At 52.9% G+C, this 26,875-nt stretch carries 24 protein-coding genes; 21 read left to right on the top strand and 3 right to left on the bottom strand.

Going from position 1 to position 26,875, the window contains the following annotated elements:
• Positions 1–369 precede the first annotated feature (369 nt).
• The 4 genes from FHT67_RS23275 (at position 370) to FHT67_RS23260 (ending at position 5,584) form a co-directional block, all read left to right on the top strand.
• Complete coding sequence (locus FHT67_RS23275; RefSeq protein ID WP_167201466.1) at positions 370–1,146, top strand: hypothetical protein; 777 nt, start codon at positions 370–372, stop codon at positions 1,144–1,146.
• A gap of 50 nt (positions 1,147–1,196) precedes the next feature.
• A complete protein-coding gene (locus FHT67_RS23270) occupies positions 1,197–4,265 on the top strand; it encodes an S-layer homology domain-containing protein (protein WP_167201465.1) in 3,069 nt (1,022 codons plus the stop codon).
• A 68-nt stretch (positions 4,266–4,333) separates the two neighbouring features.
• Positions 4,334–5,029: a cytochrome c biogenesis CcdA family protein gene (locus FHT67_RS23265; protein ID WP_167201464.1), complete on the top strand. Its 696-nt coding sequence runs from the start codon at positions 4,334–4,336 to the stop codon at positions 5,027–5,029.
• Positions 5,030–5,044: 15 nt separating this feature from the next.
• Positions 5,045–5,584: a redoxin domain-containing protein gene (locus tag FHT67_RS23260; protein WP_167201463.1), complete on the top strand. Its 540-nt coding sequence runs from the start codon at positions 5,045–5,047 to the stop codon at positions 5,582–5,584.
• 47 nt (positions 5,585–5,631) lie between these two features.
• Here FHT67_RS23260 and FHT67_RS23255 read toward each other — a convergent pair whose 3' ends face one another.
• Positions 5,632–6,696 (bottom strand): LLM class flavin-dependent oxidoreductase, encoded by a 1,065-nt coding sequence (locus FHT67_RS23255; protein ID WP_167201462.1) that lies wholly within the window; start codon positions 6,694–6,696, stop codon positions 5,632–5,634.
• 250 nt (positions 6,697–6,946) lie between these two features.
• Here FHT67_RS23255 and FHT67_RS30155 point away from each other — a divergent pair, with 250 nt between their 5' ends.
• Positions 6,947–8,386, top strand: a complete 1,440-nt coding sequence (locus FHT67_RS30155) for a phosphotransferase (RefSeq protein ID WP_243867412.1) — start codon at positions 6,947–6,949, stop codon at positions 8,384–8,386.
• 36 nt (positions 8,387–8,422) lie between these two features.
• Here FHT67_RS30155 and FHT67_RS23245 read toward each other — a convergent pair whose 3' ends face one another.
• Positions 8,423–9,046, bottom strand: a complete 624-nt coding sequence (locus FHT67_RS23245; RefSeq protein ID WP_132308439.1) for a TetR/AcrR family transcriptional regulator — start codon at positions 9,044–9,046, stop codon at positions 8,423–8,425.
• Between the two features lie 179 nt (positions 9,047–9,225).
• On the opposite strand from FHT67_RS23245, the gene FHT67_RS23240 reads away from it, so the two are divergent.
• The 8 genes from FHT67_RS23240 to FHT67_RS23205 all read left to right on the top strand — a co-directional run bounded on the left by FHT67_RS23240 (position 9,226) and on the right by FHT67_RS23205 (position 18,181).
• Positions 9,226–10,401 carry a YhgE/Pip domain-containing protein gene (locus FHT67_RS23240; RefSeq protein WP_167201461.1) on the top strand — a complete coding sequence of 392 codons (1,176 nt, stop codon included), beginning with the start codon at positions 9,226–9,228 and terminating at the stop codon, positions 10,399–10,401.
• 242 nt (positions 10,402–10,643) lie between these two features.
• Positions 10,644–11,354 (top strand): response regulator transcription factor, encoded by a 711-nt coding sequence (locus tag FHT67_RS23235; RefSeq protein WP_167201593.1) that lies wholly within the window; start codon positions 10,644–10,646, stop codon positions 11,352–11,354.
• Positions 11,338–12,435, top strand: a complete 1,098-nt coding sequence (locus FHT67_RS23230) for a sensor histidine kinase (RefSeq protein ID WP_167201460.1) — start codon at positions 11,338–11,340, stop codon at positions 12,433–12,435. The genes FHT67_RS23235 and FHT67_RS23230 overlap by 17 nt, the downstream gene beginning before the upstream one ends.
• An 83-nt stretch (positions 12,436–12,518) precedes the next feature.
• Positions 12,519–13,376 (top strand): M15 family metallopeptidase, encoded by an 858-nt coding sequence (locus FHT67_RS23225; RefSeq protein WP_132308445.1) that lies wholly within the window; start codon positions 12,519–12,521, stop codon positions 13,374–13,376.
• 189 nt (positions 13,377–13,565) lie between these two features.
• A complete protein-coding gene (locus FHT67_RS23220) occupies positions 13,566–15,341 on the top strand; it encodes an HSP90 family protein (protein WP_167201459.1) in 1,776 nt (591 codons plus the stop codon).
• Positions 15,338–16,387, top strand: a complete 1,050-nt coding sequence (locus FHT67_RS23215; RefSeq protein WP_132308449.1) for a hypothetical protein — start codon at positions 15,338–15,340, stop codon at positions 16,385–16,387. Before FHT67_RS23220 ends, FHT67_RS23215 begins: the two co-directional genes overlap by 4 nt.
• Positions 16,388–16,670: 283 nt before the next feature.
• Positions 16,671–17,252: a TetR/AcrR family transcriptional regulator gene (locus FHT67_RS23210; protein ID WP_167201458.1), complete on the top strand. Its 582-nt coding sequence runs from the start codon at positions 16,671–16,673 to the stop codon at positions 17,250–17,252.
• Between the two features lie 110 nt (positions 17,253–17,362).
• Complete coding sequence (locus tag FHT67_RS23205; protein ID WP_167201457.1) at positions 17,363–18,181, top strand: SDR family oxidoreductase; 819 nt, start codon at positions 17,363–17,365, stop codon at positions 18,179–18,181.
• 30 nt (positions 18,182–18,211) lie between these two features.
• On the opposite strand, the gene FHT67_RS23200 is transcribed toward FHT67_RS23205, so the two are convergent.
• Positions 18,212–19,063: a pentapeptide repeat-containing protein gene (locus FHT67_RS23200; protein ID WP_132308455.1), complete on the bottom strand. Its 852-nt coding sequence runs from the start codon at positions 19,061–19,063 to the stop codon at positions 18,212–18,214.
• A gap of 146 nt (positions 19,064–19,209) precedes the next feature.
• Here FHT67_RS23200 and FHT67_RS23195 point away from each other — a divergent pair, with 146 nt between their 5' ends.
• The 8 genes from FHT67_RS23195 to FHT67_RS23160 all read left to right on the top strand — a co-directional run bounded on the left by FHT67_RS23195 (position 19,210) and on the right by FHT67_RS23160 (position 26,855).
• Positions 19,210–20,211: a phosphotransferase gene (locus FHT67_RS23195; protein ID WP_132308457.1), complete on the top strand. Its 1,002-nt coding sequence runs from the start codon at positions 19,210–19,212 to the stop codon at positions 20,209–20,211.
• 60 nt (positions 20,212–20,271) lie between these two features.
• Positions 20,272–20,931 carry a hypothetical protein gene (locus FHT67_RS23190; RefSeq protein ID WP_208403460.1) on the top strand — a complete coding sequence of 220 codons (660 nt, stop codon included), beginning with the start codon at positions 20,272–20,274 and terminating at the stop codon, positions 20,929–20,931.
• Between the two features lie 286 nt (positions 20,932–21,217).
• A complete protein-coding gene (locus tag FHT67_RS23185; RefSeq protein WP_167201592.1) occupies positions 21,218–22,186 on the top strand; it encodes a quinone oxidoreductase family protein in 969 nt (322 codons plus the stop codon).
• A 234-nt stretch (positions 22,187–22,420) separates the two neighbouring features.
• Positions 22,421–22,852 (top strand): MerR family transcriptional regulator, encoded by a 432-nt coding sequence (locus FHT67_RS23180; RefSeq protein ID WP_167201456.1) that lies wholly within the window; start codon positions 22,421–22,423, stop codon positions 22,850–22,852.
• Positions 22,853–22,854: 2 nt separating this feature from the next.
• Positions 22,855–24,108, top strand: a complete 1,254-nt coding sequence (locus tag FHT67_RS23175) for an MFS transporter (protein WP_167201455.1) — start codon at positions 22,855–22,857, stop codon at positions 24,106–24,108.
• Between the two features lie 162 nt (positions 24,109–24,270).
• On the top strand, positions 24,271–25,431 hold the full coding sequence (locus FHT67_RS23170) for a glucuronyl esterase domain-containing protein (protein ID WP_167201454.1): 1,161 nt from the start codon (positions 24,271–24,273) through the stop codon (positions 25,429–25,431).
• Between the two features lie 100 nt (positions 25,432–25,531).
• Positions 25,532–26,161 (top strand): DUF4004 family protein, encoded by a 630-nt coding sequence (locus tag FHT67_RS23165; RefSeq protein WP_167201453.1) that lies wholly within the window; start codon positions 25,532–25,534, stop codon positions 26,159–26,161.
• A gap of 19 nt (positions 26,162–26,180) precedes the next feature.
• Positions 26,181–26,855 carry a polymer-forming cytoskeletal protein gene (locus tag FHT67_RS23160; RefSeq protein ID WP_167201452.1) on the top strand — a complete coding sequence of 225 codons (675 nt, stop codon included), beginning with the start codon at positions 26,181–26,183 and terminating at the stop codon, positions 26,853–26,855.
• The last annotated feature ends 20 nt before the right edge of the window (positions 26,856–26,875 follow it).

Below are 26,875 nucleotides of genomic sequence, written 5' to 3'. Positions count from 1 at the left end.
TCTGAAGCAATTGTCAATTGTTTTTTGTTGAAGCAAGGTGAAACAGTTATCGCCGACCTTGGAGGAGCGCGGTTTAAGCCGGAGAATTCTTAGCCGTGTTTATTAAGAAAAACGTATAATCGCTTAGAAAAAAATAAATCCGACTATTTCTATTGGAAATTATTAAAAAATGATTGACATCCAATCTTTTACATCCTAAGATAGGGTTAGAAATCGGAACATCATAACGTAATTCGGATAAGAAATTAGTCGACTGGACCTCCAGAGATTCAATGTTCAAGCATCACTAGATGCGGGCATTGGATCTTTTTTTATGCCTGATTACTGAATGAGCCGCCTAAAACCAAAGGGGAAAGGATGAGTTTCATCATGAAAAAATGGTTTAGCTCCAAATTGACAGTTACTTTCATAGCCGCAGCCGTAGTCTTCTCATCGCTGACATATGCTGCCGTTTACGCGAACAAGGACACATCCGGTACGGAACCGGCTGCAGCGGAGGCACAAGAGCCTGCTGTAACGACTGTTGAACAGCAGCCGCAAGCTGACACAACCAATACGGCCGTAGAAGCTGAACCACAGGCGACAGCAGAAGTAACTACTGCAACAGCCGAACCGGCAAATGCTGAGGCGCAAGCTCAGGAGCCAGTCGTTCAAGCTGCCGAGGTTCAATCGGCACAGACGGCTGCTACACCTGCGGAAGAGACGAAAGCAGAAGCGAAAACAGCCAAAGCAAGCTCCACGGAAGCCGTCCAAAACGCTTCCACTCCGGCTCCAACTTCTACATCTGCATCGAAGCCGGCTTCAACTAAAGCTTCCGAGCCAGCGGCATCCACCAAGCCGTCCACGACTTCAGCTGCTCCCGCAGCAACGCCGGCTCCAGCCGCAAAACCGGCCGAATCCACGCCGGCTGCAAGCAAACCGGAAGCTTCGGCGCCTGCCGCAAGCCAATCGGATGATTCGGGCAAAAAAGTAACGTTTGTCAAGCAAGAAGAGTCGCAGCCTAAGACGCCTGCCGTAAAAGCTCCGGCAAGCAGCTCGTCCTCTTCCGGCTCGACAAGTTCCTCCAGCGGATCCTCCACTTCTCCATCTACGTCGCCTTCGTCTTCGGATGAGGATTGCGCGGTAGACGGTGAAGAAAGCTGCTAATCGGCTTTTTACAAGAAGAATGGGTCAAATAGGGAGAGGAGTATATACACATGAAAACTTTTAATCGTACACTATCCGTTCTACTCGCCTCCGCGTTAGTGCTGCCGGTCTTCCAGGCCGGCACGGCACGCGCCGCGGAAGTAAGCAGCTTTAATAGCGCAGTCAGCCATTATGATTATTTCAGTGATGTTTACCCGCATTTGAACGACGCGAACCATATTCTCAAGACAGTTACTTACGAGGATCTTGTTACGCTGCTCGATAGCAAAGGTACATATGCCGTCTTGTTCGGCGGAGCCTGGAGCGACGAGACGCAGGCAGATATCGGCTTCATCAACCAGGTTGCAAAGCAGTATGGCGTAGACACCATTTACAACTTCGATACGAAGCTGGACGGCGAATCGGTTGATATTGCCGAGCAGCAGGCGAACCCTTATACCAAAGTGGTAACTTCCACTTCGCAAGGCGTAACGACAAACACAACGAACTTCTATGATTTCAACGAGCTGTATGTGGAACTAGTAGACAAGTATTTGACGAACCTCCAAGCGAATACTGATGCTACGATCACTTACAGCAAGAAATCGCCGCAAAAGGAAAGCGGCGGTACGGTAACGACGCCTTCTACGGTCATTGCGAGCGGCGAGGCGAAAAAAATTGAGTCTCCGTTCCTGTTCATCTATGACAAGGATCACAAGGACGGCGAAGGCAACGCCGCGCCGATCATCGCTTCGCTCGAGAAGCACGGTTCTTCCGCGGATTATACTTGGAACGATTTCCTGACGGCCGATCCTAACGACGGCAATGCGCTGGATACGGCTAAGGTCGACAGCTATAAGGAACAGGTGTTGAATGTATTTAATAAAGTGCCTGCTGCCGATTATGACAGCCTCACCAATTGGGACTTTATCGCTCCGGCGTTTAACAAGCATGAGGATCAAACGGTCGGCCGCGACATTTTCCCAACTCATGAGGAGAACGGCCAAGTCGTTGGCGACGACGGCGAGCTTGTCTACGAGCATGTCACTTACAATGAGTTGACTCATTTGCTGCAAAGCAAAGGCAACTATGTGATTCTGTTCGGCGGCTCGTGGTGCCCGAATACGCAGGCGGCAATCCGCTTCATTAACGAGTACGCGAAGAAATACAACGTCGATAAAGTCTACTTCTGGGATACGAAGCTGGATGCGGGCATCTCGGTGCTTGATCCAAGCGCGGATCCGCATAACAGCACTTTCCTGCAGGTGCGCGATACGAACCACCCGTTGGCGAAGCTGTATGTGGATCTGACGAACAAGTACCTGACTAACATTAAAACGCAATACCTGCCGGCATCCAATAACGTCAACTACACGGAAAACGGCAATAACGTTGTTGCCAACAAGCTGCAGGTTCCTTACCTGTTTGCCTACAACAAGGACAATGTGAACGCCGACGGCAGCAAAGCGCCAATCCTTGGTCACGTTGAGCTGATGTACACCTGGAAAAACATCCAGCCGGATTACGCCGTAGCTGACGGCACGATCCGCAATCATACGAACTACACAAACGCGCTGAATAAATTGCTTACGCGTCTGGAAGCAACGCCAACCGGCTTGACTGGCGTAGCGCCAACGTCGAGTTCGAATAACAACGGCCAAATTACGGGCACAACAAACAAAGCATTGGAATACAAGCTGAAAAGCGCGGCAGACTCGGCGTATACAGCCGTATCCGGCAATGCCATCACAGGTCTTGCGGCTGGTACGTACTCGGTTAGATATGCAGCGAAAAACGGCTATAACGGCCCAACAATCGCTCAGACGGGACCAACGGCAGTTCCTTATGCAGCTGGTCAAGCGGTAGATGTCGTTGTTCCGGCTTATGACGGACCAACAACCCCTACGACGCCTACTACACCAACAACGCCTGCCAATCCAACTACGCCAACAACACCGGTTGAAGAGGTAAATGCCGTGAATTCGGTGACGGTTACCGGTACAACCGATTCGGCAACGGGCGAGACGGTAGCGGCGGTGTCGGCAAGCGATGTAGCAAGCCTTATTACGAAAGCATCCAAAGCGGAAGCAGCGGGCAAAGCGGCAGTTATCGGCTTCCAGGTGCCTGGAACCGCGGATACAACGTCTACGCAGCTGACGATTCCTAGAGACTCCTTCAACCTGATTGCTTCGGGAACGAACGCAGCGGTGAAGGCAGACTTGTCGGTTGGAACCGTAACCTTCGATGCCAAAGCGGTAGAAAGCATTAGCGGCAACGCCTTGTCTGGGGATATCAGCGTGATCGTATCGAAGTTCGAGCTGACGGAAGAAGGCAAGGCAGTATTGGGCGACCGTCCGGTTTATGATCTGTCTCTCTTTGCCGGCGATAAGCAAATCTCGAATTTCGGCGGCGGCAAGGTGCAGGTAAGCCTCCCGTACACGCTGAAAGCGGGCGAGAATGCCGAATCTATCGTGGTGTACTACTTATCTGATTCCGGCGAGCTGCAAACGATTCGCGGTCATTACAATGCAGCAACGGGAACCGTGGATTTTACAACCACTCATTTCTCGCAATACATTATCGGCTTCAATAAAGTAGGCTTTGCGGACGTGCCGGCAACAGCTTGGTTCCATCATGCGGTCAGCTTCCTGGCTGCCCGCGAGATTACCGGCGGTACCGATGCCGATCACTTCAGTCCCAATGCGGAGCTGACAAGAGGCCAATTCATCGTCTTCCTGCTGAAGGCATACGGAATCGAGCCGGAAGCGGCAGGAGCGGCGAACTTTGCCGACGCAGGCAATACGTATTACACGAATTACCTAGCGGCTGCGAAACGTCTTGGCATCGCAACAGGCTCGGGCGATAACAAATTTAATCCGAATAATAAAATTACGCGTCAAGAGCTGTTCACGCTGCTGTACCGTTCGCTTGAGCAATTAGGCGAGCTGCCAACGGCCAAGACTGGCGCAACCGTATCCTCCTATGCGGATGCGGCCGATATTGCCGGTTATGCGCAAACGGCCTTTACAACGCTTGTTGAGACTGGCGTTATTAAAGGAAGCGGCAATAAGCTGAACCCAGAAGGCGTATCGACAAGAGCGGAAGCGGCGCAAGTGCTGTATAACTTGTTGTCCAAATAATAGAAACTCGAAGAAGAGGTGGGCGGCCGACTTGGCCGCCCCTTTTTCCAATGCGGCGGTGAAAGGTATTGGATATTTTATTAGCTTTTTCGGCGGGATTGCTGTCCTTCCTATCGCCTTGCGTTCTCCCTCTCATACCGGTCTATCTCAGCTATATCGCGGGCACCTCGGCCACCGATCTGAAGAACAGCCCCAATAAACTTACGGTTATCTCGCAGACGGCGCTGTTTATTCTTGGTTTCTCCATTTTGTTTGTCCTGCTCGGGATATCCGTCAGCTCCGTCAGCCGGCTGCCATCCGAGCATATGCGGCTTGTGCAGCAGATCGGCGGGGCGCTGATTGTTGTTTTTGGCCTGCATATGACTGGGCTGCTGCGAATCAAGCTTCTCTATTCCGAGAAGCGGTTTCTGCCAAGCGGATCGCCGGGGAAAAAAGCGGGAGCACTCGTATTGGGCATGGCATTTGCCGTCGGCTGGACGCCTTGCATCGGGCCGATTCTATCCTCCATTCTGATCTACGCCGGAAGCATGGCGACCCTTGGGAAGGGAGTGCTTCTGCTCTCGATGTACGCGCTGGGGCTTGCGGTTCCGTTTCTGCTCTCTGCCGTGCTGATCGATAATCTATCCGCGTATCTCCGGAAATTGACGAAGCATCTCCCGAAAATCTCGGTTGTTAGCGGAGTAGTTATGATGCTGATGGGCGTTCTGGTGTTTACGAATCAGCTGGAGGTATTCAGCAAATATGCCGGGCTTATTCAACTATAAGGAGGCAGGTTAACCGTGAAAAAAACCTGGATTCTGATCGGAGCCGTTGTTGCGTTCGTGCTGCTCTCGCTCTACGTCACCCAAAACTACAGTATCGAGACGGATGCTGCCGCTTCGGCAGCGGAAACGAAGACAGAGGCAGCCAAAGAACCGGCGATTGATTTTACCCTGAAGGACTTAGACGGCAAGGAGGTAACGTTGTCCGGACTGAAGGGGAAGCTCGTCTACATCAACTTTTGGGCGACCTGGTGCAAATGGTGCGACAAGGAGATGCCGGCGCTGGAGAAGGTGTATCAGGATTATAAGGATAAAGGGTTGGTCGTGCTATCCGTTGACGTTGGGGAGGAACAGGGAGAAGTGGCGAAATATATCGCGGAGAAGCAATATCATTTTCCGGTGATCCTGGATTCGGACAAGAGCGTCACGTATGCCTATGGCATCAAATCGATCCCAGTCTCTATCCTCGTAAACGTTTCGGGCGACGTGGTTTACAGAAGGGTTGGCCATATGACAGAGGAGGAAATGCGGACGGCAATTGATCCTCTCTTTCCATAGAAAAAGTGCGAGCCTACATAGGCCCGCACTTTTTCTGTCTAAATCCATTATTTTGCCGAAGCCGCAATTTCCTTGCGGACAATCGGCGCTACTTTGGTGCCAAGGAGCTCAATGGCGCGCATCATATCCTTATGTGGAATCGAGCTGGTGTCGACATGCAGGAAGAAGCGGGTTAAGCCTAGGTTCTTATGCAGCAAAATAATTTTCTCCGCCACGTATTCCGCTTCGCCGACATAAAGCGCTCCGCGCATGCTGCGAGCCGCATCGTAAGCTTCGAAGGTGTACGGCGGCCAGCCGCGTTCGCGGCCGATGACGTTCATCATCGCCTGCTGGGCAGGGAAGAAGAGCTCGGTTGCTCTTGTATCCGTGTCGCTAATGAAACCGTGGGAATGCGAGCCGATCTGCATTTTTTTCGGATCATGGCCGGCACGGGTATAAGCTTCCTTGTACAGCTCGACAAGCGGGGCGAACCGCTCCGGCATGCCGCCAATGATGGCGAAGCAGACGGGAAGGCCAAGCACGCCCGCGCGGATGGCCGACTCCGGGTTGCCGCCGGTTGCAATCCAGACCGGAAGCGGGTCCTGCACCGCACGCGGGTAGATTGCGAGGTTATCGATTGCGGCGCGGTGGTTGCCCTGCCAGCTGACTTTCTCTTCCTTCGTAATTTGGAGCAGCAGCTCCAGCTTCTCGTCGAACAGCTCGTCATAGTCCTCCAGGCTGTAGCCAAAGAGCGGGAACGATTCGATGAACGAGCCTCTGCCCGCCATAATTTCGGCGCGGCCGTTCGAGATCGCGTCGACGGTGGAGAAGCCCTGGTACACGCGCACCGGGTCGTCCGACGACAATACGGTAACGGCGCTGGTCAGCCGGAGATGCTTCGTCTGCGCGGCCGCGGCCGCGAGAATGACATGAGGCGCGCTTGCCGCGTAATCCTGCCGGTGATGCTCCCCGATCCCGTATATGTCAAGGCCAACCTGGTCGGCCAGAATCATTTCTTCCACGCTATTGCGGATCCGTTCCGCGTGGCTGTAAGCCCCGCCCATGCCCGGATGAGGCTTTGCTTCCAGAAAGGTACTAATGCCAAGCTCAAATGGGATTGCTGATTCGGTCATATAAGTCCGCCTCCTTTATTCCTTCTAGTGTACTAATTTTTTAACAGTTTCTCAATTATAGTAAGCAAACATTCTTGAAAAAGAATAGGGGCCGGGAATGGCGGCACGGAAACCTGTATGCAATATTGTTTGCTAAGTTCGTCCCAACCATGTTGCGGACAAGCGGAAAGCCGAGAAACCTAGGGTGCAACATTTTCCATTTGCTTGCGTATCTTTTGTGTGGAAAAGGGGGGGTTCTTTGTTGGTTACGATGAGCAGGAAGCAGTTGAGCGAGCTTGGGGACGATGAGTTAAGGCAGGCCTGCATAGGGCCGGTGGCTGATCAAATCCGGGGCAAAAGCATGGCGGTAAAGTCCGAAGCGCTTGCCAGACTTAACCGACCGCAGAAAGCTTTGTTTATGTTCAGTGCCTGGTACGACCATGCAAAGCATTCGCCGATGGAGCTTTACTGCTGGTCAGCGCATGTGCTCAGTCAGCCCGGATACGCGGATGGCGTCATGAAGGCGATTCGTTATTTCGGAGCGGAGACGATGCATGGCATTCTGGATGAGCTTCGGCTGTTGCTTGATGCTCATGTGGTGCGGCAAGGCCGTGCCTTAAGCGAAGTAACTTTTAAGGATCTCGAGCTGGATGATAAGCTGTGCCTTCATATAGAAGACTGTTACAGACGGTTGCAGGCCGAGACGCCGGACTGTCTTCGCAGGCTTGCGCAATATATCCGCGCTCATGCGGATGATTTTATAAGCTTTTTACCGGAAGGAGGGATAGACATGAATGATTTGCTATTGGCCATACCCGAGCTGCAAGAAGGCATGAAGCTGGAGCTGATTCAAAAAGGGTACTCCGGCGACAGTAAATATACCGCTTATGACCGTCACGGTAAAGCTGTGTATTTGCTCAGAACCTATGCGTTAAAAGAGGAAGCAAGAAAACAGCAGGAATTCCGGGTGCTTGAGCAGCTGCGGGAGCAGGAGGTCATCTGTTCGTTGCCGATTGCGATGGGGAGGCTGGAGGCGCTGGGACTTGGCTACATGCTGTTATCTTACATCGAAGGCGGCGATGCGATAGACGAGCTCCCGGGCTTAAGCCTAAGCAGACAGTATGAGATCGGCCTTCAGGCGGGAGCCGAGCTGCGCAAAATCAATCGGATTGAGGCTCCGCCTTCTATCGAGCCTTGGGAGAACCGAGTAATCGCGAAATACAGTCGGTATCGGGAGGGCTATGAGCAAAGCGGCGTTACGATTGCTTTCGAAGAGAAGCTGTTTGCCTTTATCGATGCGAATCTTGGGTTGTTGAAAGGACGCCCGAACAGATTGCAGCATGACGACTTTCATACCGGCAACCTCATCGTGAAGGACGGACGGTTGTCCGGCGTCATTGACGTGAACCGGTTTGATTGGGGAGACCCCGTGCATGAGTTTCTGAAGGCGGGCTTCTTCAGCGTGGAGGCCAGCATTCCGTTTGCGGTCGGTCAGATCGACGGCTATTACGAAGGCCGGGAGCTTGAGGAGTCCTTCTGGGGGTTATATTCGCTCTATATGGCATTGACGATTCTGTCATCGATCGTCTGGATTCTCCGCGTACGCCCGGAGGAGCTCGGCGATATGCTGGCCAGGGTCAGTAAAGTATGGGAGGACCACGACGGCTTTGAGCGTTTGGTGCCGAAGTGGTATTCCGATTACAAAAGGTAAAGAAGAGCCTTCACGGGAGTGGAGGCTCTTCTTTTCTTACGATTTGGCGGGTGTTGGAGGCATCTCTTTTAATCCGAACGAGACCAGCGGGCCAAAGTTGACGATGTTCATCATAATGAAGGCCATCTGCTCCGGCGTCTGGTCCAGGTCGCATTCAATCCAATGCATAAGCAAGCCGAAATGCGCGGAGGTCATATAGGCAACGACGTAGTCCCGGCGAATGTTCAGATTAGCGGCCTCGGGAATATCAATCTTCTGGTAAATATGCTTGGCCATCAGCTTGCGGAATTGAATGGCGTAGGAAAGATCCCCTTTTGAACCAAACATCACCTTCAAGAAATCGGCATGCTTCGCAAACTCCTGAAAGATCCGTACTCCAAGCGGGTAAGGCACCCGGCGGTCGGCATAGTCCATTGCCGCACGGAAGTCGAGCTTTTTCACATATTGTTCGATGCTCTTGAATACGTAATCCTTGAGCTGCTGAAGTACATCGGGCACATCCCGGTAATGCAGATAGAATGTCCCGCGGTTCAGGTTGGCATGGTTCGTAATATCGGTAACCGTTACATGCTCAACGCCTTTCTCGGCGATGAGAGCCATCAGCGAATCATGGATCTGCTGCTTCGTTTTTGCTTTTCTCCGGTCGATTTTCTCGGACATAACAGCCTCTTCTCTGCGATTTCGCCGCGATAATGAACACAGTCCCGCCGATGTGGTGAGTAATAAACAGTACGGTGAGGAATGATTATTGTATTTCCTTTGTCTCTCATTATAATTAACAACGTGGTCAGTAATCAACACGATGTTCATTTATATAGAGATGGGAGACGGGGATTGAAATGGAAATTTTTAAACAGAAAATTTTATGGCTTGGCGTGCTGATCATTACCCTTGTGCTTACGGTATTTGGGCTTGCGATGATGGGCTCCGTGCTTGGCTCGAAGCCGCATGATGTGCCGGTAGCCTTGGTGGTGCTGGATGAGCCGGTTGATCTGCCGACCGGAGATAAGCTGGCCGTGGGCGAGATCATCAAGCAACAGCTGACCTCAAATACGCAGCTGCCGATCAGCTGGGAGATTGTCGACTCGGAAGAAGAAGCACGCAAGGGGCTGGACTCGCGGGATTATTACGGCGCGCTTGTGCTGCCGAAGGATTTGAGCGCTGGCGTGATGTCGTTAAGCGGTCCGGCACCGGCGCCCGCAACCGTGCAAATCATCGGCAATGAGGGCATGAACTCGCAGGCGGCAACGGTTGTGAAGCAAGGGCTCGGTCAAGTGATGAAGATGGTGTCCCTCGAGTTGTCGAAGTCGACGCTGGAGCAGCTATCCCAGCGCTCCGAGCAAATTCCTGCCGCTACGGCATCGGCATTGCTTGCGCCCATTCAAGTGACCGAAGAAACGGTTCACCCGGTCGGCGCCAATAACGCAAGCGGCAACGCGCCGGGTCTCCTTACGCAAATTATGTGGATTGGCAGCCTGGTGACGGCGATGATCCTGTTCCTTGCCAGCAATAACGCGAATAAGGCGGCCGGCCGCAAATGGGCGGCTCACCTGCTGCAGCCGGTCATTGGCTTGGTGCTGATCGGAGCCGCTTCCGGCTTAATCGTATGGATGGCTAACGCCTGGTATGGAATGGAGCTGTCGCAGGCAACGGATACGTGGCTGTTCTTATGGCTAAGCGGTTCGGCGTTCTACCTGCTGCAATCGATGCTGCTCAACTGGATTGGCTTCCCGGCCATGGCGATTCTCGTCCTGCTCATGTTCTTCTCGATGCCGATTCTGAACATGCCGGTCGAATTTCTGTCGAATACGACGCAAAGCCTGCTGTACTCGTGGACGCCGCTTCGGTTTGTAGCGGGCGGATTGCGGGAAATCATGTATTTCGGCGGACTGGAAGCCGCCAGCTCGAACGCGGCGGTTCTGTGGAGCATTGCGGGCGGGTGCCTGGTTCTGCTGCTTGCCGCAGGCGTGAAAAAAGGAAAAGCGGCAGCGTCGCAAACCGCTGCTTCTATATAACCGAAAGTGAAAGGCCGTCCCGTTTGGGGACGGCTTTTTATTTGCCTGTGCTATCGCACCCCCGCTGAAAGACGGAAAACCGTCTTACAGCGTGCTGAGCACGGGGGCTTGAGGCGGAAGTCGCCTTTATAACTCGCGGCCCGGTGCAAAAGGTGCAACTACTTCGTGTAATGGCTCGTCCAAGAGGTTACAATAAGAGTTGGAATAAACAAGAAAACGGATAAGGAATGATTGCAATGGGGATGCAGCGCACAACGATCTTGATTGCGGAGGATGACCCGGATATTGCGGAGCTGATTGCGCTCCATCTGGGCAAGGAGGGCTACCAGCTGCTGAAGGCCGCTGACGGGAGAGAAGCCGTCCGTCTCGCTCAGACGAATACAATCGATCTGATTATTCTCGACATCATGATGCCGCATATGGACGGCTACGAAGTCATCCGCGTTATTCGCGAGCAGCAGCACCGGATGCCGATTATTTTCTTAAGCGCCAAGACGTCCGATTTCGATAAAATATCCGGCCTCGTTATGGGAGCCGACGATTATATGACCAAGCCGTTTAACCCGATGGAGCTGCTCGCGAGAGTAAATGCGCAGCTGAGACGCTTCAGGCAGCTGAATCAGCCGGTCGCCGCTCCAACTCATGCGGCATCCGCCATAGTGGCGGGAGGGCTGACGATTGATCAGGAGCAGCGTACCGTTACCTTGTACAATGACCGGATCGATCTGACGCCGAAGGAATTCGATATCCTTCATCTGCTGGCCAGCCATCCGAAGAAGGTATTCAGCGCGGAGCATATTTTCCAGCAGGTATGGGGCGAGGCTTATTACGAGAGCGGCGGCAACACGGTAATGGTTCATATACGGACATTGCGCAAGAAGCTTGGCGAGGATAAGCAGCATCAGCAATGGATCAAGACGGTCTGGGGGGTAGGCTATGCCTTCCAAGGCTAAAAAATTACGCAGCTTCCGCACCCGGATGATCGAGCTGTTCGTCATGAGCCTGCTCATTTCGGGAGCGGTGACGTATCTCATTTACAGGCTGCTGAAGTCTTACTATAATCAGCGAATCCGTTACGCGGACGATCCGATTGTTCAAGCCCGCAGCTGGCTTAACGATATTGGGGATTTGAATTTCTTCCTGATCTTTTTCCTGCCGTTATCGTTCTTCTTCTTTTATTTGTTCACCAAGCCTTACGTCTCTTACTTCAAGGAGATCTCGACCGGCATTCACCGGCTCGCCAACGGGGATTTCACCGGGCGGGTGCTGGTTCCCTCCGACGATGAATTCGGAGTTATCGCGGGGGACCTGAACCTTGCCGGCGAGATGCTGCAGAAGGCGGTGGAGAGGGGGGATTTCGCCGAGAGCAGCAAGGATCAGCTCGTGCTTAATCTCGCGCATGATCTGCGGACGCCCTTAACCTCCGTGCTTGGTTATCTGGATTTTATTTTGCGCGACGAGCAGCTGTCCCTCGAGCAGGTCCGGCATTTTGCCGCTATCGCGTTTAACAAATCGCAAAGGCTGGAGCGGCTGGTGGACGAGCTGTTCGAGGTTACCCGGATGAACTACGGCATGCTGACGCTGGACAAGAAGCAGATTGACTTATCGGAGCTTCTGATGCAGCTGAGCGAAGAGCTGTACCCGGTGTTTGTGAAGAGCCGCCTGACGGCGAGGCTGGACCTGCCTCCCCATCTCGTGATGGAGGCGGACGGCGAGCTGCTCGCCCGGGTATTCGAGAATCTGCTGACGAATGCCGCCCGTTACGGGCAGGATGGCGAGTATGTCGATATCAAGGGAAGAACCGAGAACGGCCATGCCATTCTCGAGGTTATCAATTACGGAGATTTGATCAAGCCGGAGGATCTCCCGCATCTGTTCGATATGTTCTACACCGGCGACCGCGCCCGTTCTCCCGAAGGAAGCACGGGGCTGGGGCTTTTTATCGTCAAAAATATCGTCGAGCAGCATCAAGGCACGATAACGGCGGAGAGCAGCACGATCCGGACGGTCTTTACGGTTAAACTGCCGATTTAAGAAAAACTTTAACTTTTCCCCCACTTCTTTTTAAAAAGTGTCCGATATCCTTAGTTGCATGAACAAGCAAAGGGGAATGGGCCATGAGGAAGTGGGTTTTTGCGTTTATCCTTGTCATCCTGTTAAGTTACGGGATCTCGCAGCTTAATGTAAAAAGCGCCGGGGAAGACAAGGTTGATATAGAAAACGGGTCGCTGCCGCAGCAAGACAGCCAGATGATTACCGTGAGCAAGGAGCAGATGTATAAGGGGGATCTGCTCCTTGTGAATAACGATTATGCTCTGCATCCGGAAGGAATACGTTCGGATATCGTCTCGCTATCGGATCGTCAGGATCTGGTGCAAGGCTACGGCTTGCTTGATCCGTCGATTCAGCTGTCCGAGTCGGTGGCAAAGGACTTTGGCGAGATGGTGGAAGGAGCGAAAAAAGACGGTGTGGAGCATTTTCTCATCAGCAGCGGCTACCGCGACGCGGATAAGCAAGACCAGCTTTACCGCGATATGGGGCATGACTATGCGCTGCCTGCTTACCATAGCGAGCATAATCTCGGCTTATCGCTGGATATCGGTTCAACCACTGCAAAGATGGACGAGGCCGAGGAAGGCAAATGGCTGAAGAAGCACGCGTGGGAATACGGGTTTATTTTGCGTTATCCGAAAGGGAAAGAGGATATTACGGGCATTCAATACGAGCCGTGGCATTTCCGTTATGTCGGGAAGGCTCATAGCGCCATCATGTATAAGCAGGATCTGACGCTGGAGCAGTATCTGGACAAGCTGAAGCAAACGAAGGCGATGTCGATCACGGCAGGCGGACAAAAATATACCGTCGCCTACTACCCGATGGTCGGAAACGGCGCAACGATTCAAGTGCAGCAGGGCAAGCCGTATGAAGTATCCGGCAACAATTACGACGGCGTCATCGTCACGACGTACGCCTAGATAAAGTTATTGTAAAGCGCGCCTAAGGCGCAACTGTGGGACGGGAAAACCCGTATTACAGTTGCGCTGTTGGCGCGCTACTTTTTTTATACTTATAAGCGCCCTTGTTCCTGACGATATTCATACTGTACTGTTGGATTACGGCAGGGAAAAACGAGAAACGAACCGTGAGGTGAGAGTTTGGGCAATATGAATTTTCAGGTGAATCTGCAGGGCATTATTGATCTCTTATCCAATCATTTGTATTCCGATCCCGGCGTATTCGTCCGCGAGCTGCTTCAGAATGCGGTGGATGCGGTGACCGCGAGAAAAAGACTTGGACATATAACGGAGGGGAAGGTAGCGGTAGAGCTGTTCCCTTCCTCGCATACGATCTCTTTTATGGATAACGGCATCGGTCTTACGGAATCGGAAATCGAACGGTTTCTGGCGCGCATCGGAAGCACAACGAAGAAGGCGGATCAGGATTCGGCGGACGATTATATCGGCCAGTTCGGCGTTGGTCTGCTGTCCTGCTTCGTCATCAGCGACGAAATCGTGCTGATTACCCGCTCTGCCCTCGAGGGCGATTCGCTGGAATGGCGCGGCAAGCCGGACGGCACTTATGTGACGAATAAGCTGAAGAGGACGGTTCCGATCGGAACGACGGTGTATCTGAAGCTGAAGCCGGAATACGAGGAATACGCCGAGTGGTATAAGATGTACCAGCAGCTCGAGCGGTTCGGGAAATATTTGGAAACGCCAATCGTGCTCACGGAGGGCAAGGACAGCCGGCAAATCAACGACACGACTCCTCCTTGGCGCATGGGCAAATCCGAAGCGATTTCTTATATCGAGGACAGCGAGTACGAGAAGCCGATGGACATTATTCCTCTGAAGTCTCTGATCGGGGACACCGAGGGGATTGCCTATATATTGCCTTATTCCGTCAGCCTGCAGGACGAGAAACGCCATAAGGTGTACCTGAAGCGTGTCCTGCTGTCGGAGAAAATGAACAATATGCTGCCGTCATGGGCTTTTTTCGTCAATGGCATCATTAACACAAACAGCCTGCGGCCAACCGCGTCGAGGGAGTCCTTCCAGGAAAATGACCTTTTCTACGCGGTGCGGGATGAGCTTGGCGCCTGCATCAAGCGTTATCTAATAGAGCTCGCGGACAAAGACCCGGAGCTATTCGCGCGGATCGTGCTTATTCATTATGCCTCCCTCAAAACGATGGCTGCCGAGGACGACGAGCTGTATGAGCTGTTTATCCGGCATTTGAGTTTCGAAACGTCTTACGGCGATTTGAAAATGGCGGATATTTTGCGTAATCACCGTACCATTACGGTCACTTCCACTTTTGACGAGTTCAGACAGGTAGCCCGCGTGGCGAAAGCTCAGAGCATGATGGTCATTAACGGCGGTTATGTGCATGATTTAGAGCTGATCCGCAAGCTTCCTTCCATTGACGAGCAGGTACAGGTCAGCGTGCTTGATATTCTCGGCTTCTCCAGCCGGTTCGAATCGCTTGGCCGGAGCGAGCGTGATGAAGCGCAGCCTTTCCTGGATTTGGCGGATCGGCTGCTTGCGCCGTATCAATGCCGCTCGCTGATCAAGTGGTTCGAGCCGGCTGACATTCCCGTCCTCTTCAACATTAATCAGGAGGTTAACTTCTTCAAAATGATGGAGGAAAGCGAAGAGCAGGCGAATCCGCTGTTTGCCGAGGTTGTCCATGTGATCAAGGAAGAGTTGTACGAGAAGCCTTATGCAAGGCTATGCTTCAACTACAATAACGCGATTGTCCGCAAGGCGATTGCATCCGGAGACCTCAAGCTCCAGCAGAACAGCATCGAGCTGTTGTACACGCAGGCGCTTCTTATGGGGAACCATCCGCTGAGCGGCGACGAGCTGAGGCTGATGAACGAGTCGCTGCTCCATTTCATGAATATGGGCCTTGACCGGAACGCCGAGGTCGGCCGATGAAGAACCGTTTTCAGGAGCTGAGGCGCTCGACTTGGTCCATGCCGGACGGCAAGCAGAAGCTGGCCGTTCTGGAGGAGATGATCCGCGTCGCCGATCGGTACATGACGGAAGAGGAAGCTTATCATGCGAGAATGGACTACTCCAATGCGGCGCCGGAATGCGGCTGTCCGGAGCGGATGCTGGTCTCCTTCTCCTGGTGCTTGTCGAAATTCGAGCAGAATCCGGGCGAGTATTCGAACTTTTATCTCATGTGGCATTACAAATGGGTGCTCGGGTACGTGTGGCGGATGCCGGAATTAAGCCTGGAGCAGATTGAGCGGATTTACGAGGACTTCAAGGAGAAATGCATCGCCTTCGGGTACAGTCTCCGGGTATATTATCAGAAGCGGGTCAGTCTCATGCTATGGCAGGGTAAACTGGCCGAGGCGGCGGAATGCTACAAGAGCTGGAGAGCCGCGAAGCGGGATTCCTTGTCGGACTGCAGCGCCTGCGAGCAGAATATGTTCGGCAGCTATCATTTTGCGATTAACCATCATAAAAAAGGACTTCAGTCGTTGAAGCCGATTCTGGAGGGCAAAATATCCTGCAGGTCGGTGCCGCAGAACACGTACAGCGAAATAATGATGCCGCTGCTTAAGCTTGGAGAATACGACCGGGCAATGGAGACGGCGAAAAAAGCCTTCCGCGCTCTTAAAGGACCGTCCTATCTCGAGGAGTACGGCACCTTCCTGCAGTTCTTCACCGTAACGGATATGCCTAAGGCCGTCAAGCTGTATGAGCAGACGATCCGGCTAGGTCTGGACAGCAGGCTTGGGTGGGACCGGCTGCAATACATGCTGTCCGTTCGTATTTTCCTGAGAGAATGGAGCAAGGGCAAGCGCAGGAAGAAGCTCGCCGAGTCGGAGGTGGTGACGCTGGGCTGGCTGGACGAGGAGATCGACCGTCTGGCGCAGGCGTTTAACCGCCGAAACGGCAACACCTTCGTAGAGGAACTGGTTCGGGAGAAAGAAAAAATGGCTGCGCGCCTGCAGGATGCTTACGGGTAAAGAATAGGCTGCCCCCAAGTCAAAATGGCTAAGGGAGCAGTCTTTTTGTATCTCGACACTCTGGCACTCTAATGAAACGCGCTGGCCTTATTCGGCTCTTTGAAGCTGAAGCGGCAGGGATTTAGGTGTAATAGCGCGTCTACGGTTCGTTATAGTCGGTTTAAGGTTTAAACCTTTCTGGCATACTACTCCTTACCAGTTGACAGGTGCGGTCGCAAGGTACATAATAGCACTAGAATGAACGTTCTATCTAGTGGATCTTAACTTGTTGGAGGAAGCATGCATGTTTGAACAATACAACAAAGTACAGAAAGCCGTGCTTGAGACAACGCTGCAGATTATTATCCGCAAGGAGCTTCAGGCTACTTCAATGGCTCTTATCGCCAAGGAGTCCAAGGTATCGACGGGCAGCATTTATCATTACTTTAGCAGCAAGGAAGAAATCATTAACGAGCTGTACACGGCTATCGTTACGTATAACGGCCAGTTTGTCCAGGAAGGTTTAAACCGGGAAGGCACCATCCGGGAGCGTTTCGCATGGGGCTGGGAACGCGTGATCGAGACCAGCCGGCAGTATCCGGAGGGCTTCCAGTTTATCGAGCAGTACTCCTTCTCGCCGTATATTTACGAAGAGGTGAAGCAGAAAGCTTATAACGGCGGCTGGTGCGCACCGATGAACAAGCTTTATGCGGAAGCGATGGAGCAGGGGCTGTTCAGGCAGATGGATCCGAAGCTGCTTGTCCAGATGCATTACGGCTCTATGGTCTATATGGTGAAAAGTTATTTGCAAGGCAATTCGGATTTAACCGATGCCGGGATTCGGCAGGCGTTAGAAGTATGCTGGCAGGGAGCAATTAGAGGATAACGGTATCAATGAATGCACGCTTCTGCTGTCGCGGCCTTCCATGGCCGGCTTCTGGATTCACTAGAATGAACGTTCGGTCTAAAAGCTGAAAATTAGAGGAGAGAATCATAATGAATAAAACCATTTTGATTACAGGAACAAGCAGCGGATTAGGCAAGCTGACAGCGATCCATTTTGCCAAGCTGGGCTGGAATGTGGCGGCAACGATGCGCACGCCGGAGAACGAGACGGAGCTGACGCAGTACAGCAATGTGAAGCTGTTTAAGCTGGATGTTACGGATGTGGAGCAGGTCCGGACTGCGGTAGCCGATGCGATTAAAGCTTTTGGGCGTATTGACGTTGTAATCAATAACGCCGGCGTTGGCGCTTATGGCGCCTTGGAGCTGGCGAAGGAAGAGACAATCGACTGGCAGTTCGGCGTTAACGTGCGTGGGCCAATTAACGTCATTCGTGCAATGCTTCCGCATTTTCGCGCGAATAGGTCGGGGATGTTCATTACGATCAGCTCGTTTATGGGCGTAACGACAGCCGTGCCGACGGGTTCTTTATATAATATGTCCAAGTTTGCCCTTGAGGGATTAATCGAGGGCTTGTATTACGAGCTCAAGCCGCTTGGGATTGAGCTGAGACTGGTGGAGCAGGGCGGTTCGTCGGGCAATAGCTTTGTGAGCAAGATCGCCTGGGGACAAAGCGAGGAGATTACCGACTATGACGAGATCACGGCAAAGGTCAAAGCGATGATGGCAAAATCGTCCGAAGGCGAGCTGGATGACCCGCAAATGATTGTGGATGCTATCGCCCGGTTGGCCCTGGGAGAGAGCAAGCAGTTCCGCACGCTGGTGGGGGAAGCTGCCCATCAATTGACGGATATGAGAAAATCGCTGCCGATTGAGGAGTACTTGGAACGGATCGCGGCGCAATATCAATAATACGATGCAGGGAGCAAAGCCGGTCGCGTCTTAGGACGTGGCCGGCTTTTTGCTGCTCCAATGCTCGGGGCGGCTAAGCGCAGGCGGAAGCTTGGTGTCCGCATTGCCCTTTGCCGCTTGGAGCTGGACTTGAGTGAGGAACAGGCTTTCGCTTAAGTCTGCCCCGCTCAGGTCGGTATCCCGCATATCGGCGCCGATGAGGTCGGCATGGCGAAGATCGGCGCCGCGGAGATCGGCCGCGATGAGATACGACCCGCGCAAATTAGCGCCGCGAAGATCGGCTTTCTGCAGCTTGGCTCCCATAAGGTCGGCGCCGCGTCCGAGCGGCTTTTTGGTTCGGGAACCGGACTTGGGTTCAGGCACCTTTGCCCGTATCAGTTCGCTGGTCTTAAGCAGCAGGGTGTTCACCTCTGCGCGATGGGCGGCAAAGTCCAGCTTGAGCAGGCTTTCCGCATCGAAACCGGTTAGTCGCTCCGTCTCGTCACTTGCTGCTTGAAGCTCGGTACGGATCGGCAGTGCGGCCGGATGCTCAATCGCTTCGGTCAAATACCAGAGCAGCTCCTGCAAATGCCACATCACGGGAAAAACCTCAAACATTAGCTTCGCTGCTTGAGGCTCCTGCCGCCAGCTGCGCCCGCCGAAGGTATGCTGCGACAGCTTTTGTCCGGCGCCAAAGCAGTCGTACACCGTACAGCCCCGGAAGCCCTGCTGCCGAAGCTTGGAATGAATGCCGCAGCGGTAATCGTCCCGCAGATTGCTGCAGGGTTGACCGCTTTGTTTATCTATGGCAAAGTCGGCCGAAGCGGCAAAAGGAAGCGCAACGCAGCATAACCCGAAGCAATTGTCGCAATCCCCGCGAAGGTGTTTGCGGTCAGGGCTCATTTTGTTTCCTCCTAGTAGGGTCTACTCTCTCTATCTTAACGGATAGAAGGCGTGATAGAAAAGGATAAAACAATTAAATTCCTTTATGTGGAAGAGCTGCTCGTTTATGATAGAGATACCGAAAAAGAGAAGGGAACCGATGTGAAATGACCAATCAGCCGATGGCTGTTAGCTCGGTGCTGGCGCCTGACTATTTGATGAGCTGCCTTGGCGGGCAATACGAGCTTGGCTTGTGGACCCAATGCGCGTATTGGCTCCGCGGCTTGAATGATACCTACCGCGTGCAAACCGATAAGGGAAGCTATATATTAAGAATCTACCGGCAGGAGATTGGGAAGAAAGAAGCCGTGTATGAGATGGAGCTTCTTGGTCAATTGGAAGAGCTGCTGGCGGGATCGGAAGCTTCGATAGCACGGCCGGTTAGAAAGGCGGATGGCACCCGCTATTCGGTTATTGCGGCGCCGGAAGGGGAGCGGATCGCCGTTCTTTTCGAGTATGTGGAAGGCGTTGAGAACCGTCTGCAGGACGAAGAGAGCTGTTATACATTTGGTAAATCGGCGGCCCGGCTCCATTTGGCGATGGATCAGGCTCGGCTGGAGCTTCCGCGCTGGGAACTGGATACGGAGTTTTTGGTGGAGGAATCGCTGCAGCGCGTTATTCGCCATATTGGCGAGGAGCATCCGGCGGAAACTTTTCTCCGCGAGTATGCCGATGCGCTGAAAGAAAAAGTTGCTTCCGCAGCGGCGGCCGGACTTGATTGGGGCATTTGTCACGGCGATATGCATGGGAACAATAATGCCGTTGAGATAAGCGGGCGCTACACTCATTTTGACTTTGAGTGGTCGGCACCGGGATGGCGGGCTTACGATCTTGCCCAGGTGCGCAACAGAAAAAGGCAATCCGCCGAGTACAAGGAGCAGCTATGGCAGGCATTGCTGGCCGGATACCGCAGCGTAAGATCCTTTTCGGAAAAGGATGAGCAGGCGGTGGAGCTGTTTGTGCTTGTCCGGCGTTTTTGGATCATGAGCCTTGATGTGCTCTTTGTCCCGACCCAGTCCGGCGCGCTTGATTACGGCGAGGACTGGCTGAATGATTTCCTGGAGGAATTCCGCTCGGCGGGGTTGGTTCAGCATGCTCCGCAAACATAAAGTGAGGAGGCAATCATGTATCCAAAAGTACGAACGGGCAGGCAAATTTGGCTCATGAGAATGGTAATTGCCGTCGCGGTATGTTTTGTTTTATTTATTGGATTTGTGTATGCCTATGACCGGCCTGGCGGTATTGCGGATTGGAGATATTCGCGCGCATCGGGTATATCGGGAACAATAAAAATCCCACTCGGAGATACCCCGGAGGAAGCAGTTCGAAAATTCAGAAACGAAGCAAGGACGCATATCATTTATCGGGAGCCTGTTGCCGGAGGTGCCCTGCTGTTTAATAAGCTGAATGAGCAGAAAGAAGGAAACAACCTGGGGATTGAATTTGTTCGGAAAACCTTGCTGGGTTGGAAGTGGGTCTATGGAGGAAACTATAGTTATTCCGCTGCTACTGATCAGAATGAAGCGTTAAACTTCATGAGTATACCGAAGTATAAAGGGATAGATGGCCCGTTTCCGATTATATTCGGCCAGCTTATGAATAGCGCTGTAGCGAGTGTCAAAGTGACGGTAGGCGGTGAGGCAGCCGGAGAATATAACGCCAAAATTATTAGCGAAGGCGTACAGCAGAGAATTTGGTATGCCATCCTTCCGGTTACAGCGGATAAACCGTACAAGATAGAAACCCTCAACGGCGAAGGAATAGTTGTAGCTAGTAAAACCTTTGATGATCCGACCGATTTCGGGAGCATTGTGATGCTGACAAAGTAGAACTACGTTGGATTTGATGAAGCGTAATGCGGGTGTTTGCCGTAACCTTGTCTACATTGGACGGGGTTCAATGTAATTCGCTCATTTCGACAACGGAAGCCCAATTCGGATCATTTTACTGCAGAGAATCCAACGTAGCCTCCGACTGCCTTGATAGCGGGGGAGTACGAGGAAACCCGCGAGATTATGTGCTGATTCAAGGGAAGAAACGGATGATTGAATTAATTTTGATGAAACTATAGAGGATAGCATTTCAAGCATAAATGGAGGCAGCAGGATGAACAGCATGAAGGCATTGGTCTTTGAAACGTTTGGCGGACCGGAGGTGCTCGAATACAAGGAGATTCCCGCGCCGGAGCTTAAGCCGGGAACCGTATTGGTACGGCTGAAGGCCGCCGGTCTGAACTACGCCGATATTTACCGCAGGAAGGGCAATTATCATTTGGCGGGCAATCCGCCTTATATATTGGGTTACGAGGGAGCGGGGATCGTTGAGGCGGCCGGTCCGGATGCGGGAGGATTAAAGCAGGGCGACCGGATCGCTTTCTGCGATGTTCCGCATGCCAATGCGGAGCTTGTGTTGGTGCCGGCGGAGAAGGCGATACCGCTTCCGGACGATATCAGCTTCGAGACTGCGGCGGCGGTATTGCTGCAGGGCATGACCGCGCATTATTTGACTCGCGATAGCTACCGCGTGCAGGCGGGCGACGAAGTGCTTGTCCATGCCGCGGCCGGAGGCGTCGGGCAGCTGCTCGCGCAGCTTGCCAAGCGGCAGGGTGCGCGCGTGCTGGGGCTTGTCTCTTCGGAGGCAAAGCGTGAAGCCGCGCTTGCCGCGGGGGCCGACGAGGCATTGCTCTACGGCAGTCAATGGGCGGAGGCGGCGAAGAGCTGGTCAACCGGCGAAGAAGGAGTCACGGTTGCGTATGATTCCGTTGGCTCCACACTAATGGACAGCTTTACGGCCGTGAAGACAAAAGGGACGGTTGTCTTCTTCGGCATGGCGGGGGGCGATCCGGCCTTCGTCGATCCGCGGATGCTTATGGATACGTCAAAGACGTTAACGGGCGGCGATCTATGGAATCATGTTACATCCAGCGAAGACCGCATCCGCAGGGCGGACGAATTGTTCGGCTGGCTTCGGGACGGAAGCCTGAAGCTGGGGACGCCAAAAGCCTTTCCGCTTGCGGAAGGCGCGGACGCCCATCGGCTGCTTGAAAGCCGTCAGAGCACAGGCAAGATTATACTGGTTCCATAACTTTCATAACTAATCGGCTAAGCCGGGGCGCCAAGCATTAGAGGCGTACCCGGCTTTTTATGCGTCGTACAGCCCAGTTGTTGCGCTTACGGAATGTGTTCATACGGTAAAGGGCATCTTAATCCTATCACGGAGGAAGATGGCACCTGCTTTGCCATTTTTCAAAAGTTAACGTTGACGTTAACATTAACTTAGGTGTAGAGTAATGAACAGAGAGAGTAAAGGAAAGAGGCGATGAAAATCTTTTACAAAATCGAGGATGTTGCGAAAATGGTCGGTTTAACGAAACGCACGCTTCGTTATTATGAGGAGCTGGGCTTGTTGACTCCGCCGGAGCGCAGCGAGGGCGGCTTCCGCTTGTATACCGACGATCATGTCGAGCGGCTGAAGAAGCTGATTAATGCGCGCGACGTGCTTGGCTTCTCCTTGCAGGAGCTGCAGCAATACGTGACGATGAGCGAGGAATTTATTAATCAGCGCGACGAAATCAGGCAGACAGAGGACGCCGGGCTGCGTCTTCAGAAGATTGACGAGCTTGAGCAGACGGTAGTTAAGCAGCTGGAGCTGCTTGACCAGAAGCTGGAGAAGATGAAGAATATGCGGTCGGAGATTTCCCAGCTCAAGGACAGAATCAACGAAGCCAAAAAGAAATATAAACAGGAGTGAGTATGAGCGTGGCAAATTCATCTCAACAGGCAGCTTCGGCTGCCAATCAACCTTTATCCGTTGAAAAAGGCGGTTTCTTTCATCAGCCCCGCGCGGTCTGGGCCGTCTTTTTCGCAGGCATTATCGCTTTTATGGGGATTGGTCTCGTTGACCCGATCCTGAAGGCTATTGCGGAAGAAATGCATGCATCGGCCAGCGAAGTAAGCTTGCTCTTCACCAGCTATAACGCCGTTATGGCGGTTGCGATGCTGATCACCGGCGTGGTGACCTCGAGACTTGGCATCAAATGGACGCTTCTTCTTGGCGTCGTTATTATCGCGGTATTCTCGCTCCTCGGCGGGCTGTCGAACGATATTTGGGCGCTTGTCGGCTATCGGGCCGGCTGGGGTCTCGGCAATGCGTTCTTCGTAGCGACGGCTTTAACCGCAATCGTGTCCTTGTCCAAAAGCGGCGTGACAAAAGCCATCATTCTCTATGAAGCCGCGATTGGCATCGGGATTTCGGTAGGTCCGCTGCTTGGCGGCGAGCTGGGCTCCATCTCGTGGAGAGGACCTTTTATCGGCGTTGCCGGTCTGATGGTCATTGCCTTCCTGGCGATTATCTTTATGATGCCAAAAGCGGCCGGAGCGCCAAAGGCGGCAGCTGCACCGGCGAGGAAAACCTCCCTGCTGGATCCATTTCTGGCTTTGCGGCATCGTCCGCTTGTCGTTTTTGGTCTGACGGCTTGCTTCTATAACTTCGGCTTCTTTACGTTGATGGCTTACGCGCCGTTTGTAATGGGGCTTGGCATCCATGAGCTCGGCTACGTATTCCTCGGCTGGGGCATTCTGCTGGCCGTTACTTCCGTCTTTATGGCGCCATGGCTGCAGCGCAAATTCGGCACGGTCAAATCGATGGCGGTTATGCTGACGCTGTTTGGCCTTACCTTGCTTGCGATGGCCATCTGGACGAATACCCAATGGGTCATTATCGCCAGCGTTATCTTTGCTGGGGCACTGCTCGGCAACAACAATACCCTTATTACAACGGGCGTTATGAATGCCGCTCCGGTCGAGCGTTCGACAGCGTCGGCGGCCTACAGCTTCCTCCGGTTTATCGGCGGCGCGATTGCTCCTTATTTCGCCGGCAAGCTGGCGGAATGGTTTAATCCGCATATTCCGTTCTACGTGGGGGCGGGTTTTGTTATCGTATCGGTCCTGTTCATCTTGGCGAACCATAAGCATGTGAAGCATGTCGATCATGCAGGCGGCCATTAATATTAGCTGTATTCATGCAGAGAGCTATCCCACCGGGCAACGGTCCGGCGGGATAGCTCTTTCTTTTCCTTATATGAAGGAAGGGATTTCACCCGTTCCCGGCAAATAGATGTATCAGGATGCTCAAGACTTCTACTTATCCCTGGGAAGGAAGTGCTTGTCTTGTCTAATCGATTAACGCATTACCCCAGTCCAACGGATCTGCCTCTTGCGAAGGAGCTGCCGGATCCGTTCGTCTTTCAGGACGGTCGGCGCGTGAAGACGCCGGCGGATTGGGAGGAACGTTCACGGGAGTTGCAGGATCTGTTTCATTATTATATGTACGGTTATATGCCGGATACGGCCGGAGAGCAGGTAAGATATGAGAAAACGGAGCAGGGTCTGCGGGTTGATGTTACCCGGGGTGACGCGAGGGGTTCCTTTATGGCCCGAATCAGCTTTCCACCGGCAGATTGCGATATAACGGGACCTTATCCGGTCATCTTTACGATTGGATCGCTTGAGGGCTGGCAGCCCGACGGGCAGGCCGCGACAAATCACGCGGAGCAGGCCAATCAACGGGGCTATGCCGTTGTTACGCTGCTCCCGCAGGAAATCGCATCGGATGACGCGGAGCGCACGGGCGCTTTCTTCACGTTGTATCCTTACGCACCGGCACCGGACCAGAATGACGTGGGTATATTTATTGCGCTTGGCTGGGCAGCGGGCAAAGTGCTGGATGCCTTCGAACAGCAGCTTTACCCCGGGATCGACGTTTCCCGTGCCGCCGTGACCGGATTCTCGAGATGGGGAAAAGCAAGCCTTGTCGCCGGAATGACCGACAAGCGTTTTGCCTTGGTTAACCCGCATGCTTCCGGCGCTGGCGGCATGGCCTCGTTCCGGTATTCCTTCGAAGGAAAAGCGTATCCCTGGGGCATTGCCGGAAGAAGCGAACCGCTTGAAGCGCTGCAAAGCGAAGGCGAGGCGCATTGGTTTAACTCGGTGTTCCGCCAGTTCAGCGACCCTGCGGCACTTCCGTTTGACCAGCATGAGCTTGCCGCGCTGATTGCGCCGAGGGCGCTGCTTCTGACCTGCGGTTATTCGGACGATTGGATCAACCCCGAAGGGATGTATGTCTCTTATGCGGAAGCCGAGAAGGTGTACCGCTTCCTTGGTGCCGAGGATCAGATCGGAATCGCCTACCGGCAGGGCGGTCATAACCGGACGCAGGAGGATATCGACCATCTGCTCGACTACTGCGATTGGCGGCTCAGAGGAGTCCCGCCGGTGTACTCCGATTATAAAAGCTGTCTGTATGAACCTTGGGAACGCAGGGGAGAGTAAAAATAAGCCGCTTGCAGAGACCTAATTCTGCAGGCGGCTTCCTTTTTGACTTAACAACGTAACAATGTTATGTTATATTGAGAGCAAAGGGGGCTGAATCGTGGAGGAAGAACTAATATCCAAGAAGGACTTATTGGAGCTTACGGGTATTTCGTATGGGCAGCTGTACCGCTGGAAGCGGAAAAACCTGCTGCCGGAGGATTGGTTTATCCGCAAATCGGCGTTTACCGGGCAAGAGACTTTTTTTCCAAAGCAGAAGATCCTCGACCGAATCGATAAAATCGTAAACATGAAGGATGATCTTTCCTTGGATGAGTTGGCAGATATGTTCTCGCCGGCTTCAAAAGCTATCTCAATCTCCATGAGGGAATTAATAGAACGAAACATTGTTTCACTAAATTCGGCAAAAGCAGCGGAGACTTATATCGGGCAATCGGAACTGTACACGTTCGAACAGACCCTATGCGTTTACATTTTGGATTATTGCCTGCAGACGGGGGAGATTAGCCTGGAAGAAGGCAGAACGATGCTGCCTACCTTCCTTGAGCACTACAAGAAGTTTAAAGAGCAGCAATGCGATCTGATTTTGCTTCGCAAAATGGGCGTTTCCGTATTTCTTCTTGTTCCATCCGGCGGCGAAATTCATTTCGAAAGCGGAGTAAAGATCATCCTCCGAGTGGATGTGCCGGCTATGATCGAGCAATTAAAATTGAAGCTAATGGCGATATAACGGAGGTGTAAAACGTACAATGGGAGAAAAACAACGAAAAATACTCATTACCGGGATCGGCAGATCCGGCGGCGGAGATGTTCATCTGGCGAAGATTGAGGGAGTCGGCAAGATTGAAGGGGATGTCCGGTGCTATGAGTTATCGATTAACGGCAAGGGCGATGTACAAGGGCATGTGAGGGCCGTCACGGCTTCCATCAATGGCATGTCTTCCATCCGCGGGGGATTGCATGCCGACAAGCTTAACATTGAAGGTAAAGTAAGCTTTGGCGGACCCGTCACGGGCGAGCAGATGTTCATGAACGGAATGGTGACGGTGAAAGGCAGCTGCGAGACCGAAATCTTTGAAGCAAACGGACGGATGGACATCGAGACGTTAAATGCCAGCCAAATTAAGCTGATGCTCCACGGCAGCAGTCATATCAACGAGATTGGCGGCGAGAGCATTCATATCGGCAAGCAGCCCGGCAAAGGGTTCGCCAAATGGCTGCAGTCCGTTCCGGGGCCATTCGCCAACAAGCTGAGCGCTGAAGTCATTGAAGGCGACAATATCTATCTGGAGTATACGACGGCGGATATCGTGCGCGGGGGAACCGTCCGAATCGGACCGGGCTGCACCATTGGCAGCGTGGAATATAAGCAAAGCCTTGACGTGCATAGCAGTTCCAGAATCATCAAGCATGTCCAAATATAAACGGAAACGGAGGAGATCCG

It is taken from the genome of Paenibacillus sp. BK720 (genome assembly GCF_011761545.1).
Taxonomy (GTDB): domain Bacteria; phylum Bacillota; class Bacilli; order Paenibacillales; family Paenibacillaceae; genus Pristimantibacillus.
Note: the sequence above shows the minus strand (reverse complement) of the source record. Positions and strands in the feature narration are given on the sequence as shown.

What these genes read in the sequence shown, in the direction of transcription:
- FHT67_RS23255 (WP_167201462.1), bottom strand. Translation starts at nt 6,696, where the DNA reads ATGACCGAATCAGCAATCCCATTTGAGCTTGGCATTAGTACCTTTCTG.
- FHT67_RS23240 (WP_167201461.1), top strand. Translation starts at nt 9,226, where the DNA reads ATGGAAATTTTTAAACAGAAAATTTTATGGCTTGGCGTGCTGATCATT.
- FHT67_RS23190 (WP_208403460.1), top strand. Translation starts at nt 20,272, where the DNA reads ATGGTAATTGCCGTCGCGGTATGTTTTGTTTTATTTATTGGATTTGTG.
- FHT67_RS23175 (WP_167201455.1), top strand. Translation starts at nt 22,855, where the DNA reads ATGAGCGTGGCAAATTCATCTCAACAGGCAGCTTCGGCTGCCAATCAA.
- FHT67_RS23230 (WP_167201460.1), top strand. Translation starts at nt 11,338, where the DNA reads ATGCCTTCCAAGGCTAAAAAATTACGCAGCTTCCGCACCCGGATGATC.
- FHT67_RS23275 (WP_167201466.1), top strand. Translation starts at nt 370, where the DNA reads ATGAAAAAATGGTTTAGCTCCAAATTGACAGTTACTTTCATAGCCGCA.
- FHT67_RS23180 (WP_167201456.1), top strand. Translation starts at nt 22,421, where the DNA reads ATGAAAATCTTTTACAAAATCGAGGATGTTGCGAAAATGGTCGGTTTA.
- FHT67_RS23200 (WP_132308455.1), bottom strand. Translation starts at nt 19,063, where the DNA reads ATGAGCCCTGACCGCAAACACCTTCGCGGGGATTGCGACAATTGCTTC.
- FHT67_RS30155 (WP_243867412.1), top strand. Translation starts at nt 6,947, where the DNA reads ATGAGCAGGAAGCAGTTGAGCGAGCTTGGGGACGATGAGTTAAGGCAG.
- FHT67_RS23215 (WP_132308449.1), top strand. Translation starts at nt 15,338, where the DNA reads ATGAAGAACCGTTTTCAGGAGCTGAGGCGCTCGACTTGGTCCATGCCG.
- FHT67_RS23225 (WP_132308445.1), top strand. Translation starts at nt 12,519, where the DNA reads ATGAGGAAGTGGGTTTTTGCGTTTATCCTTGTCATCCTGTTAAGTTAC.
- FHT67_RS23270 (WP_167201465.1), top strand. Translation starts at nt 1,197, where the DNA reads ATGAAAACTTTTAATCGTACACTATCCGTTCTACTCGCCTCCGCGTTA.
- FHT67_RS23160 (WP_167201452.1), top strand. Translation starts at nt 26,181, where the DNA reads ATGGGAGAAAAACAACGAAAAATACTCATTACCGGGATCGGCAGATCC.
- FHT67_RS23245 (WP_132308439.1), bottom strand. Translation starts at nt 9,046, where the DNA reads ATGTCCGAGAAAATCGACCGGAGAAAAGCAAAAACGAAGCAGCAGATC.
- FHT67_RS23185 (WP_167201592.1), top strand. Translation starts at nt 21,218, where the DNA reads ATGAAGGCATTGGTCTTTGAAACGTTTGGCGGACCGGAGGTGCTCGAA.
- FHT67_RS23220 (WP_167201459.1), top strand. Translation starts at nt 13,566, where the DNA reads ATGAATTTTCAGGTGAATCTGCAGGGCATTATTGATCTCTTATCCAAT.
- FHT67_RS23205 (WP_167201457.1), top strand. Translation starts at nt 17,363, where the DNA reads ATGAATAAAACCATTTTGATTACAGGAACAAGCAGCGGATTAGGCAAG.
- FHT67_RS23235 (WP_167201593.1), top strand. Translation starts at nt 10,644, where the DNA reads ATGCAGCGCACAACGATCTTGATTGCGGAGGATGACCCGGATATTGCG.
- FHT67_RS23195 (WP_132308457.1), top strand. Translation starts at nt 19,210, where the DNA reads ATGACCAATCAGCCGATGGCTGTTAGCTCGGTGCTGGCGCCTGACTAT.
- FHT67_RS23210 (WP_167201458.1), top strand. Translation starts at nt 16,671, where the DNA reads ATGTTTGAACAATACAACAAAGTACAGAAAGCCGTGCTTGAGACAACG.